This window comes from Nonomuraea sp. NPDC050556 (assembly GCF_044457355.1).
Classification (GTDB): Bacteria; Actinomycetota; Actinomycetes; order Streptosporangiales; family Streptosporangiaceae; genus Nonomuraea.
Genome location: NZ_JBITGU010000001.1, coordinates 3,545,500 through 3,557,455 on the forward strand (window position 1 = coordinate 3,545,500; position 11,956 = coordinate 3,557,455).

Genomic DNA, 11,956 nt, shown 5'->3' on the forward strand with positions numbered 1-11,956 from the left:
GTCCTTTCTCAGCGTTTGTCTCTGCTCCCCCGGCCCGCGCCTCGCGTGCGGGCCATACCCCCCAGGCCCAGCCAGCTTAGAGCCCTGACGGCCGGTCCGGGGCCACGAGCGGCCAGAGCCTCGCGCGCGCCAGGCTCGCGTTTGGCGAACGACAGCAGCATCCCGAGGGCGGCGAGGGTCGGCAGCAGGGCGGATCCGCCGTAGGAGACGAGCGGGAGCGGAATGCCGGTGATGGGCAGAACGCCGATGACGGCGCCCATGTTGACGATGGCCTGACCGGCGATCCAGGCCACGATGGCGGCGGAGGCGAGCCTGATGAAGGCGTCGTTGACGCGCATCGCGACCCGCAGCCCGGCGTAGCCGAGCAGGCCGAACAGGACGACCACGGCCAGCGTGCCCATCAGGCCGAGTTCCTCGCCCAGGATGGAGAAGATGAAGTCGCTCTCGCCGTGCGGCAGCCAGTTCCACTTCTGCCTGCTGGCGCCGAGCCCGATGCCGAACCACCCGCCGGAGCCCATCGCGATCTGCCCCTGCACGGCCTGGTAGCCGCAGTCCTGCGCGGCGGCCCAGGGGTCGAGGAAGCAGGTCATGCGCTGCAGCCGGTACGGTTCCACCCTGATCATGATGATCGCCGCCAGCGCGGCCAGGGCCAGGATGCCGCCGAACAGCTTCACCGGCGCCCCCACCACCCACAGCAGGGCCAGGAAGACCATGAACAGCACGATCGTGGTGCCGAGGTCGCGGCCGATCATGACGAGGACGGCGAGTACGGCGAGGCCGGGCATGAGCGGCAGCAGCAGTTGCCGCCACTCGATACGCCCCATCCGCGCCCTGCGGGCCAGCAGGTCGGCGCCCCAGAGGGCGAGGGCGAGCTTGGCTGGCTCGGAGGGCTGGACGGTGAAGCTGCCGATGTAGATCCACCGCTGCGCGCCGAGCTCCTCGGCGCCGATGAACAGCACCATGACCAGCGCCAGGATGGAGACCGCCATGAGCGGGTAACCGGCCCAGCGGAAGAACTTGGCGGGCAGCCTGGAGCACAGCCACATCAGCGGGACGCCGACGGCGGCGGACAGGGACTGCTTGATGAACCAGGAGAACGGCGAGCCGGTCTTCTGCAGCGCCTCGATGCTGGAGGCGCTGAGCACCATCATCAGCCCCAGGGCCAGCAGGAGGGCGCTGCAGCCGATGATCAGGTAGTAGGTGGTGAGGGGCTTGTCGAGCAGCTCCCTGAGCGCCGTCATCTGCTCGCGCATCCAGCCGGTGGGGCTCTCCTGCGCGGGCCTGCGCTCCTGCGTGGTGGCGCTCACCACGAACCACCCTCAGACCAGCGAACCCCACGGGGAGAGACCCCGCGTGCAGCGGTCACCTCTGAAGGGACCGACACCCCAAGAGTGGGTCGGACCCCGAGAAGGGCCGTCACCCCCCGGCCCGTCGCCGCCCCTGCCGGGGGCGCCTCCTCACAGAGGATCCCCCCATGAGGGGGCACCATCCCTAGGGGGGTGGCTCCGAAGGGGGTGGGGGTTCTGCCGTCTCTCTGGCCGTGAGGCGGGGTGTTCACGAGGGGGTCCCCCGACGGTCCTTCATGGTCCGTACGGCGAGCGCGAAGGCCTCCCCCCGCGCCGGGTAGTTCGCGAACATGTCCAGCGACGCCCCCGCCGGGGCGAGCAGCACGGTGTCTCCGGGGGTGGCGAGCCCGCGGGCCTCGCTGACGACAGCGTCCATCACCCCAGTGTCTTGCGAAGCGATGTCCACCACGGGGACATTCGGCGCGTGTCGCGCCAGCGCTTCGGCGATCACCCCACGATCCACCCCGATGAGCACGGCGCCGCGCAGCCTTGGGGCCGCCTGCCGTACGAGGTCGTCCACGGACGCGCCCTTGAGCTGCCCGCCCGCCACCCACACGATCGACGGGTAGGAGGACAGCGCGGCCGCCGCCGCGTGCGGGTTGGTGGCCTTGGAGTCGTCCACGTAGTCGACGTCGTCCACCCGGTCCACGAACGCCAGCCGGTGCGGGTCGGGGACGAAGTCCCGCAAACCCTGGCGAACCGCCGAGGCGGGCACCCCGAGCGAGCGCGCCAGGGCCGCAGCCGCCAGCGCGTTGGCGACGTTGTGCGGCGCGAACGGCCGCACGTCCTCCAGCGTCGCCAGCTCCTCCACCCCGTGCACGGGGTCGTCCACGAAGGCCCGGTCGACCAGCAGGTCCTCGACGACCCCGAGCTCGCCGACCCTGGGCACCCGCAGGGTGAACCCCTTGGCACCGGCGTACGGCGCGGCCAGCCGGGTCGCGATCGGGTCGTCCGCGTTGTAGACCACGGTCCCCGCGCGCTCGAAGATCTTGGCCTTGGCCGCGGCGTAGGCGTCGAGCGAGCCGTGCCAGTCGAGGTGGTCCGGCGCGACGTTGAGTATCGCCGCCGCGTGCGGCGCCAGCGACGACGACCAGTGCAGCTGGAAGCTCGACAGCTCCACCGCCAGCACGTCGTACGGCCCGCCGACCGCCTCCACCACCGGCACGCCCACGTTCCCCACCGCCAGCGCCTTGCGCCCGGCGGCCAGGAGCATCGCGGTGAGCATCCGCACCACGGTCGTCTTGCCGTTGGTGCCGGTCAGCGCCAGCCACGGGACGTCCCCCGCACCCAGCTGCCAGGCCAGCTCCACCTCCCCCACGACCTCCACCCCTGCGGCGAGCGCCGCGGCGATGAGCGGGTGGTGGGGCGCCCATCCGGTGGTGACCAGCCGGGTCACCCCGCCGGGCAGCTCCATGGGCCCGAAGCGCACCTCGACCCCGAGCTCCTCCAGCGCGGCGGCCGCGACGAGCTGTCGTTCACCGGCGAAACTCTCGACCACCACGACCCGCTGGCCGCGCGCGGCCAGCGCGCGGGCGGCAGCCGTACCGGAGACACCGAGCCCGGCCACGCAGACCAAGGTCACTTGGGCATCCATTCGACGTAGAACAGGCCGAGCCCGGCGGCGGCGCACAACCCGGCGATCAGCCAGAAGCGGACCACGATCGTGGTCTCCGCCCAGCCTTTCAGCTCGAAGTGGTGCTGCAGCGGCGCCATGCGGAACACCCGTTTGCCGGTCATCTTGAAGAAGCCGACCTGGATGATCACCGACATCGTGATGATCACGCAGAGCCCGGCCAGGATGATGAGCAGCAGCTGGGTGCGGGTGGCGATGGCCAGCCCGGCCAGGACGCCGCCCAGCGCCAGCGACCCGGTGTCACCCATGAAGATCTTGGCTGGGGGCGCGTTCCACCACAGGAACCCGATCAGCGCGCCCAGCACGGCCGCGGCGACCACCGCCAGGTCGAGCGGGTCGCGCACCCAGTAGCAGCTCGGCCCGAGCTGGTCGATGCAGTTGTTGCGCAGCTGCCAGTTGCCGATGAGCACGTAGGCGCCGAGCACCACGCCGGTCGCGCCGGAGGCCAGGCCGTCGAGGCCGTCGGTGAGGTTCACGGCGTTGGAGAACCCGACGATCATGACGAGGACCCAGATGGTGAACCCGACGATGCCGATCGACGGGCCGAAGTCACGCAGGAACGACAGCCGCGTCTCGGCCGGGGTGATCCCGTAGACGTTGGGCGAGCGCGTCACCAGGACGGCGAAGATCGCGCCCACGACGAGCTGGCCCAGCGCCTTGGCGCCGCTGCGCAGGCCCAGGCTGCGCCGCTTGTAGATCTTGATGAAGTCGTCGAGGAAGCCGACGGCGCCGAGCCCGGTCATGAGGAAGAGCACGAGCCCGCCGGAGTAGGTGGGCGCCTCCAGCATGGCCAGGTGCGAGGCCGCGTAGGCCAGCAGCGCCGCCAGCACGAACACGGTGCCGCCCATGGTGGGGGTGCCGCGCTTGCCGAGGTGCGCCTGCACGCCGTCCTCGCGTACCTCCTGGCCGACGCCCAGCCGGCTGAACAGCCGGATGGCCAGGGGGGTGCCGAGCATGGACAGGACCAGACCCACGGCTCCGGCGATGATGATGTTGGTCACTGCCTGGCACCCCCGGCCAGCAGCAGCTCGGCGGCCCGCTGCAGCTCCATCGCCCTGGGACCCTTCACGAGTACGGTGTCACCGGGGCGCAGCCAGCCCGCCAGCTCCGCAGCCGCCGCCTCGGCGTCCGCGACGTGCACGATGCGCGCGCCCGGCGGCCCCGCCTCCATGGCTCCAGAGAGCACCGGCTCGGCGTCCGGCCCGGCGACGACCAGCCCGTCGAGCCCCGCGCTCCCGGCCAGACGGCCCAGGTCGTGGTTGAGCGCCGCGCTCTCCTCGCCGAGCTCGCGCAGCGCGGCGATCACCGCGAAGCGGCGCCTGCCCTGGCCGAGCACGGCGAGCGAGGCGAAGGCCGCGCGCATCGAGTCGGGGTTGGCGTTGTAGGCGTCGTTGATCACCGTGACGCCGTCGGGGCGGTCGGCGACCTCCATGCGCCAGCGGCTGCGCGGCTCGGCAGCCGACAGCTCGGCGGCGATCGTGGCGACCGGCAGGCCTAGCTCGTAGGCCGCGGCCGCGGCGGCGAGCGCGTTGGAGACGGCGTGCTCGCCGTACAGCAGGAGGGAGACGGGGGCGGAGCCGGACGGGGTGCGCAGCGTGAAGGCCGCCCGCCCGCGCTCGTCCAGCCGCACGTCCTCGGCGCGCACGTGCGCGGCCGGCGACCTGCCGAAGAAGGTGACCCTGGCGGAGGTGCGCGTGGCCATCTCGCTGACCAGGGGGTCGTCGGCATTGAGAATCGCCACGCCGTCGGACGGCAGGCTCTCGACCAGCTCGCCCTTGGCCTTGGCGATGGCCTCCTTGCCGCCGAACACGCCCAGGTGCGCGGTGCCGACGTTGAGGACCATCCCGATGGACGGCCTGGCGATGCGGGTGAGGTCGGCGATGTGCCCCGCGTCGCGCGCGCCGAACTCCAGCACCAGGAACCGGGTGTCCGCGTCGGCCTTGAGCACGGTCAGCGGGTGGCCGATCTCGTTGTTCTGCGACCCGACGGGCGCGACCGTGGGCCCTACCCGGCCGGTCAGCCCGGCCAGCAGGTCCTTGGTGGTCGTCTTGCCCGCGGAGCCGGTCACGCCGATCACGGTCGTGCCGGTGAGCGTGCCCGCGACGGCCGTGGCCAGGTCGGCCAGCGCGCCGAGCACGTCCGGGACGATCACCGTGGGCGCCTCGGTGGGCCTGGTGCCCAGCACGGCCACGGCGCCCGCCTTGACGGCCTGCGCCGCGAAGTCGTGGCCGTCGGCGCGCGCGCCCTTGATCGCGACGAACAGGGATCCCGGTTCGACGGCCCGCGAGTCGATCACGACCGGTCCGCGCACCACGGCGCGGGGGTCGGCGGAGCCGGACAGCGCTCCCGACGTGATCTCGGCGATCCTGGCCAGCGGCAACGGGATCATGGATGAACCTTCCTATGGATCGCTTCGGCGACCACCTCACGGTCGTCGAAGGGGATGACCTCACCTGAGACGTACTGGCCCTGCTCGTGGCCCTTGCCGGCGACGACCACCACGTCTCCGCGGCCCGCCCTGGCGATCGCCAGGTCGATCGCCGCCGCGCGGTCGGGCTCAATGATCACATGCGCCCGCTCGCCCCTGGGCACCTGGAGCGCCCCGTCCATCATGGCGGCAAGAATGGCCAGCGGGTCCTCGGAGCGCGGGTTGTCGCTGGTGAAAATCGCCACATCTGCCAGTCTGGCCGCCGCCTCGCCCATGAGGGGGCGCTTGCCGCTGTCGCGGTCGCCGCCGCAGCCCAGGACGATCGTCAGGACGCCGGTGGTGACCGTACGCAGGGACGTGAGCACGGACTCGACGGCGCCTGGCTTGTGCGAGTAGTCGACGACGGCCTGGAACTCCTCCGCCGCTGACGTCACCCGCTCCATGCGGCCGGGCACGCCCTTCAGCGTGCCGACGCCGTGCACCGCGGCCTGCAGCGCCACCCCGGCCTCGACCAGGGTCACGATCGCGCCGAGCGCGTTGGCGACGTTGAACGGGCCGGGCAGCGCGAGCTGCGCGTCGGCCTCGACGCCGCCGGGGCCGACCACGCGGAACGTGCTGCCGTCCGCGCCCAGCCGCACGTCGACGGCGCGCCAGTCGGCCTCGGTGTCGCCGGTCGCCGAGAAGGTCGTCATCGGCACCTTGGCCAGCGTCAGCAGCTCGCGCCCGTAGCGGTCGTCGTAGTTGGTGACGCCGGCGCGGCTCAGCTCGGGCTGGAACAGCCTGGCCTTGGTGGCGAAGTAGTCGTCGAAGTCCTTGTGGAAGTCGAGGTGGTCCTGCGACAGGTTGGTGAACAGGGCGACGTCGTAGAAGATGCCGTCGATCCTGTTGAGCGCCAGCGCGTGGCTGGAGACCTCCATGGGCGCGGCCGTGACGCCCTGCTCGCGCATCAGCGCGAACAGGCCCTGCAGGTCGGACGCCTCCGGGGTGGTCAGCTTGGGCTCGAAGCGCAGCTCTCCCGCGCGGATCTCCACCCCGCCGACCAGTCCCGTACGGTGACCCGCGGCGCGCAGCCCCGCCTCCAGCAGGAACGTCGTGGTGGACTTGCCGCTCGTGCCGGTGACGCCGAGCACGCAGATGTCGTGGGCCGGCTGGCCGTACACCCAGGAGGCGATCTGCCCGAGCAGCGCGCGCGGCTCCGGCACCACCAGGACCGGCAGGCCGGTCGCCGCCGCCGCGGCGCGGCCGGCCGGATCGGTCAGGACGGCCACGGCGCCGTTGCCCATCGCCTGGGCGGCGAAGTCGGCCCCGTGACAGGAACTGCCCGGCAGCGCCACATAAAGGTCGCCGCGTTGCACCTGGCGGGAGTCGATGGTGACCCCCGTCAGCGCGGCATGAGGTGATCTCGACGTGCCCGAAGGGGCGTCGAGCATGGTTGCCAGCCCGGTCAGCGGACGCGGCGGGCTGGACTTGGGCCGCATCGTCGCGGACTCGGCGACAATCGGAACAGACGACGGGGGACGCACGGCGAGAGCGTACCTTTCCTGGTCACTCTCCGGCGCGGATCCGCACCGGAGGCACGGTCGAGCCTGTAGGAGGGATTTTCTTACTCTTGATGGCGAACGTCATGACGTCCTTGAAGACGGGGGCCGCGATCTGACCGCCGAAATGGCCCTTGGTGGGATTCTGCAGCACGGAGAGCACCACCAGGCGCGGCGCGTCGGCGGGAGCGAACCCGACGAACGAGGCGGTGTATCCGTTGTAGCGGCCGAGCTGCTGGTCGTAGCGGTTGGCCGTGCCCGTCTTGCCCGCCACCCGGTATCCCGGAATGGCGGCGAGATTTCCGGTGCCCTCGACGCTCACGGCGCCCTCCAGCATCGTGGTGATCTCCCTGGCCGTCCTGTCGCTGACCACTCTGGTCTGCTTACCGGCAGGAGAGGGGACGAACCTGCCGTTTCCATCTGTCGTCCCGGCGATGATCTGCGGCTCGATCCTGACGCCGCCGTTGGCGATCGTCTGGTAGACGCTGGCCATCTGCAGCGCGGTCACCGACACGCCCTGCCCGTAGGCGACCGTGCAGCGCTGGCTGCCCGACCAGCTCTTGTAGTCGGGCAGCAGCCCGGCCTCCTCGCCCGGCACTCCCCCGCCGGGCTTGGCGCCGAAGCCGAACGCCTTCATCATGTCGAACAGCTTCTGGTCGCCGACCTTGCGCGCCGCCATGATCGTGGCGACGTTGCTCGACTTGGCCACCGCCTCCAGGAACGTCATGTTCTCCGTGGGGTGCTGGTGCGCGTCCTTCAGCACCCGGTCGGCGCACCTGATGCTGTACGGCACGCGGAACACGGTCTCTGGCCGCGCCACGCCCGCCTCCAGCGCCGCGGCGGCGGTGATGACCTTGTTGGTGCTGCCCGGCTCGAAGACGTCGGCAGCCGCCCTGTTGATGTAGAGGCTCTGCGGGGCCTTGCGCCAGTTGTTGAGGTCGAGCTCGGGCGCGTTGGCCATGGCGAGGAGCTGGCCGGTCTTGACGTCCATGACGATGACCGTGCCGCTCTGCGCGCCGGTGGCCTTCACCTGCTCGGCCACGGCGCGCTGGGCCGCCCACTGGATGTCGCGGTCGATGGTCAGCCGGACGTCGCGGCCCTCGACGGGCGCGGTGCGCTGGCTGCGGGTCATCGGGATGCGCTGGCCGTCGCGGCCGATCTCGACGCGCTGCTCGCCGTCCTGGCCGGCCAGGTGCTTGTTCTGGGTCTGCTCCATGCCGCCGAGGCCGGTGCCGTCGTCGCCGACGAAGCCGATGAGGCTGCCCGCCAGGTCGCCTGCCGGGTAGATCCGCCTGTACTGCTTCTTCGTCGTGACCGCCGGGAGCTCCTTCTTCAGGAGGGCGTCGGCGACGAGCGGGTCGACGTCCCTGGCGACGAGCTGGTAGCGGGTGGTGGTCTTGGCGAGCTTGGCGTTGATCTCGGCCTCCGGCTTGCCCAGCATCTGGGCGAGGGTGGCCGCGACCTTGGCCCGCTTCTCCGGCGGGACCTTCGACGGGTCGATGGCGATCTCTCGCGCCTCGACGGTGGCGGCCAGCGGGTGGCCGTTGACGTCGGTGATCTCGCCGCGTTCCGCGGGGATGTCCTCGGTGCGGACGCGCTGGTCAGCGGCTGCAGCCTCGTAGACCTTGGAGTCGAGGCCCTGCATCTGGACGAGGCGGCCCGCGAAGATCGACAGGATGAAGGTCATGCCGATGAGGCCCAGGTTGATGCGCCTGCGCGGGTTGCCGAGCCTGAGGATCAGCGGCGGCCTGGGCGGACGCGGCGGCGGGCGTCTCGGTCCCCTGAACGGCGGCGCGCTGTCAGTGCGCACGCCACGGGGGCGCGGCACCCCTTCGGTACGGCTCCGCTGCTCGGACCCCGTCCGAGCCCGCGGGTCAGCGCCCGCCCGCGCACGCGGGTCAGCACCCGCCCGCGCACGCGGGCCAGGGTCTGCGCCCGCACGCGCACGTGGGCCAGAGGTGGCACGCCCATCCGTGCCCGCGCGGCCACGATCCTCGGCTCCCGCGCGGCCACGATCCTCCGCACCCGCACGACCCCGAGGGTCGCCGCCCGCGCGAGGTCGCGCGTTCGAGGCGGGGCGTCCGCCCTCGTCAGCGCCCGCACGGGGACGCGACCCTGCGGCCGGGTGCCCACGCTCGTCGCCGCGTTCCTCCGTGTCAGCCCGGTCGTCGGCTCGCCCGCGTCCACGCGGGTCCGACGAGGTCCGGCCACGCGGTGGGGTGTCTCCCAGGGGCTTTCCTGGGCGCGGCGCGTCGACCGTGGGGTCGGGGTCGTCGGGGGCGTCGTGGAGCCAGGGCATGTCGAAGGGGTCCGGGTCCTGGCGGCCCTCCGGGCGGGCAGGACGGGTGCGCCCTGGGCCGCCGCCCTGTCCCTGCGGCGGACGACGAGCGGCGCCTGGCCCTCCCTGAGAGCCGGCGCCGCCAGTGCCGCGGCCGGGGCCCTGGCCCCGGCCGCTCGAATCCCTCACCGGCCCGTGCCCACCTGGTTCTTGTCAGCGATCAACGGACCGGGACAGCCTTCTCGACCGTCCCGCGCAGCGGGGTGAGCGTGTTGTCCAGGTGCATGCCCTGCTTCTCCGCCGCGTCGGCGACCGCGTCCGGCTGGCCGCCCAGCAGCTTCGCCCGCTCGGCCTCGGCCGTCGCCATCTTGGCGCGGTCGATCTCGCCGCGCAGCGTCGTCTCCTGGATCGAGCCCTGCGCCAGCACGGTGTTGAGCAGGAGCAGGCTCACCAGGCCACCGCAGAGCAGCCCGACGACGAGCAGCACGAACGGCGCGCGCTGCTTGCGCCCACCGGGACCACGCCCCACGGGACGCGCGGCAGCGGGACGCGCCGCCGTACCGGCGGAAGGGCGGGTGCGGGCGGCAGGAGCCGGGCGCGCGGCGGGCGCGGGGCGCCCAGGTGCGGCCGTGCGCGTGGAACCGCTCGCCTGGGGCGGCACGCTGGGCGCGCGCCGACCGGCTGTGGGCGCGGTCGTCGGCGCGGCGCCCCTGGCGGGTGCACCCCGCCTGATCTCCTGCTCAGTCCTCGTCGTCAACACGGATCCTCTCTGCCGCCCTGCATCGGGCCGAGGCCGCGCGCGGATTGCGCGCCACCTCTTCTTCGCTGGGGAGCTCGGCCCCCCTCGTCAAAAGGCGGAACCGCGGCTGATGCGCCGCCAGTGGAACGGGCAGCCCAGGCGGGCTGGTGTCCCTGGTTCTCGCCGTGAGGGCCTGCTTGGTCAGCCGGTCCTCCAGGGAGTGGTAGGAGAGCACGACGACTCGCCCACCGAGCGCGAGCGCGTCGAGCGCCGCGGGCAGCGCCCCTTCCAGGGCGGCCAGCTCCGCGTTGACCTCGATGCGCAGCGCTTGGAAAGTCCTCTTGGCGGGGTTGCCCCCGGTACGCCGAGTAGCGGCTGGAATCGCATCACGCACGATGTCAGCAAGCCGCTTAGTCGACGTTATGGCCTCCTTGGCCCTTTCCTGGGCAATTAGGCGCGCGACACGCGGCGCGAACCGTTCCTCTCCGTAATCACGAAGGATGCGGATTAGATCCCCAGTCGAGTAGGTATTGACCACCTGCTCCGCTGTGAGCTCTTGATCCGTATCCATGCGCATGTCGAGAGGCGCGTCGTAGGAATAGGCGAAACCCCGCTCGCCGTCGTCGAGCTGCGGCGAGGAAACGCCCAGGTCGAACAGCACGCCGTCGACCGTCGGCCGCCCGGCCCGCGCGAGCACGTCGGTCATGTCGTCGGAGGCCGCGTGGACCAGCGTGACACGGTCGGCGTACGGGGCGAGCCTGCGCGTGGAGAAGTCGATCGCGAACGGGTCGCGGTCGATCCCGATCAGGTGGAGCGCCGGATGCGCGGCCAGCAGCGCCTCAGAGTGACCGCCGAGGCCAAGGTTGGCGTCGACGACCACGGGCGCGGGCCCGTCCAGCGCGGGCGCGAGGAGCTCGAGGACACGGTCGAGCATCACGGGAACGTGACCCGCTTCTGCGTGCATGCCTGAATCCCCCCTCTCATCTCGCGGAATGTCTGCCGGTGAATTGTCCCTTGTCTGGGCCCCCACCCGGTGCCGTCCGGCCAGGTCCCCATCCGCACCCTCTTCGTGGACACCCGCCATCTGACACCGGGGAAGGTGCATCAGCTGGCTGGTGAGTGGTTGCGGGTGGAGACCTCGCCGAACGACATCACCGGCTGCGTGACGGGTCGCCAGACCCGTCGACCGTGGCTACAGAACCCCTGGCAGCACCTCCTCCGACAGATCGGCGAACGCCTGCTCCTGGTCGGCCAGATAGGTGTCCCAGGCCTGTGCGTCCCAGATCTCCAGCCGGGTGTTGGCCCCGATGACCACGCAGTCACGTTCCAGCCCGGCGTATTGCCGAAGGGCCTGCGGAATCGTGATGCGACCCTGCTTGTCCGGAGTCTCGTCCGATGCGCTGGCGAAGAAGACACGGCTGTAGTCGCGCACCGCCTTGGCGGTGACCGGGGCGGTGCTGAGAGCCTCGGTTATGCGCTGGAACTCCCCTACGGGAAACACGTAGAGGCATCGCTCCTGGCCTTTGGTGATCACAAGACCCTCCGCCAGCTCCTCACGGTACTTAGCCGGCAGGAACAGCCGTCCCTTGTCGTCAAGACGCGGCTGATGGGTGCCGAGGAACATCGGCCCCACCTCCCGTGCCTCATGAAGCGCTCAGCGCTGGTGCACCTGCCCTCCACTGCGCACCACCATACTCCACTTCTCCCCACCGTCAACTGATTCCAACCGTCTTCATCGATCGTTTGTCCCGCGTTTGCGCAGGTCAGAGCGGTGGAGCGGAGTGGAGGGCGCGAGGGGCGCCACCAACCCTCATGGGCGTGTCGAGAGTTGAAAAGCCCCCAGAAATAGGGGGTTCTGCCGCCCCGTGGAGGAAAGTGGAGCGCCTGTGTCACGGGATTCGTACCCCTATGCGACGAGAACAGGACGACTCACCCCAACACTGTCACTGTTCGCCGAATATCGACAAAAGTCGCTCAAGAACCCGCAGCGTCGT

At 71.4% G+C, this 11,956-nt stretch carries 10 protein-coding genes; all 10 read right to left on the bottom strand.

Features of this window, described 5'->3' with window-relative positions; translation table 11 throughout:
- Positions 1 to 8 precede the first annotated feature (8 nt).
- Positions 9 to 1,253, bottom strand: a complete 1,245-nt coding sequence (gene ftsW, locus ACIBG8_RS16775; RefSeq protein ID WP_397343945.1) for a putative lipid II flippase FtsW — start codon at positions 1,251 to 1,253, stop codon at positions 9 to 11.
- A 301-nt stretch (positions 1,254 to 1,554) separates the two neighbouring features.
- Positions 1,555 to 2,940 (bottom strand): UDP-N-acetylmuramoyl-L-alanine--D-glutamate ligase, encoded by a 1,386-nt coding sequence (murD, locus tag ACIBG8_RS16780; protein WP_397343620.1) that lies wholly within the window; start codon positions 2,938 to 2,940, stop codon positions 1,555 to 1,557.
- Positions 2,925 to 3,980, bottom strand: a complete 1,056-nt coding sequence (mraY, locus tag ACIBG8_RS16785) for a phospho-N-acetylmuramoyl-pentapeptide-transferase (RefSeq protein ID WP_397343621.1) — start codon at positions 3,978 to 3,980, stop codon at positions 2,925 to 2,927. Before mraY ends, murD begins: the two co-directional genes overlap by 16 nt.
- Positions 3,977 to 5,368 (bottom strand): UDP-N-acetylmuramoyl-tripeptide--D-alanyl-D-alanine ligase, encoded by a 1,392-nt coding sequence (gene murF / locus ACIBG8_RS16790; protein ID WP_397343622.1) that lies wholly within the window; start codon positions 5,366 to 5,368, stop codon positions 3,977 to 3,979. Before murF ends, mraY begins: the two co-directional genes overlap by 4 nt.
- Positions 5,365 to 6,885, bottom strand: coding sequence for a UDP-N-acetylmuramoyl-L-alanyl-D-glutamate--2,6-diaminopimelate ligase (locus tag ACIBG8_RS16795; protein ID WP_397343946.1), 1,521 nt, complete (start codon positions 6,883 to 6,885; stop codon positions 5,365 to 5,367). The genes murF and ACIBG8_RS16795 overlap by 4 nt, the downstream gene beginning before the upstream one ends.
- Before the next feature lie 67 nt (positions 6,886 to 6,952).
- On the bottom strand, positions 6,953 to 8,755 hold the full coding sequence (locus ACIBG8_RS16800) for a peptidoglycan D,D-transpeptidase FtsI family protein (protein WP_397343623.1): 1,803 nt from the start codon (positions 8,753 to 8,755) through the stop codon (positions 6,953 to 6,955).
- Positions 8,683 to 9,156, bottom strand: a complete 474-nt coding sequence (locus tag ACIBG8_RS16805) for a hypothetical protein (RefSeq protein ID WP_397343624.1) — start codon at positions 9,154 to 9,156, stop codon at positions 8,683 to 8,685. Before ACIBG8_RS16805 ends, ACIBG8_RS16800 begins: the two co-directional genes overlap by 73 nt.
- Before the next feature lie 287 nt (positions 9,157 to 9,443).
- A complete protein-coding gene (locus ACIBG8_RS16810; RefSeq protein WP_397343625.1) occupies positions 9,444 to 9,980 on the bottom strand; it encodes a hypothetical protein in 537 nt (178 codons plus the stop codon).
- A complete protein-coding gene (gene rsmH / locus ACIBG8_RS16815; protein ID WP_397343626.1) occupies positions 9,964 to 10,896 on the bottom strand; it encodes a 16S rRNA (cytosine(1402)-N(4))-methyltransferase RsmH in 933 nt (310 codons plus the stop codon). The genes ACIBG8_RS16810 and rsmH overlap by 17 nt, the downstream gene beginning before the upstream one ends.
- A 258-nt stretch (positions 10,897 to 11,154) precedes the next feature.
- Positions 11,155 to 11,586, bottom strand: coding sequence for a division/cell wall cluster transcriptional repressor MraZ (gene mraZ, locus ACIBG8_RS16820; protein ID WP_397343627.1), 432 nt, complete (start codon positions 11,584 to 11,586; stop codon positions 11,155 to 11,157).
- Positions 11,587 to 11,956: the final 370 nt, after the last annotated feature.

Coding starts and splice junctions, on each gene's coding strand:
- murD (WP_397343620.1), bottom strand. CDS start 2,940: ATGGATGCCCAAGTGACCTTGGTCTGCGTGGCCGGGCTCGGTGTCTCC.
- rsmH (WP_397343626.1), bottom strand. CDS start 10,896: ATGCTCGACCGTGTCCTCGAGCTCCTCGCGCCCGCGCTGGACGGGCCC.
- ACIBG8_RS16795 (WP_397343946.1), bottom strand. CDS start 6,885: ATGCGGCCCAAGTCCAGCCCGCCGCGTCCGCTGACCGGGCTGGCAACC.
- ftsW (WP_397343945.1), bottom strand. CDS start 1,253: ATGCGCGAGCAGATGACGGCGCTCAGGGAGCTGCTCGACAAGCCCCTC.
- murF (WP_397343622.1), bottom strand. CDS start 5,368: ATGATCCCGTTGCCGCTGGCCAGGATCGCCGAGATCACGTCGGGAGCG.
- mraZ (WP_397343627.1), bottom strand. CDS start 11,586: ATGTTCCTCGGCACCCATCAGCCGCGTCTTGACGACAAGGGACGGCTG.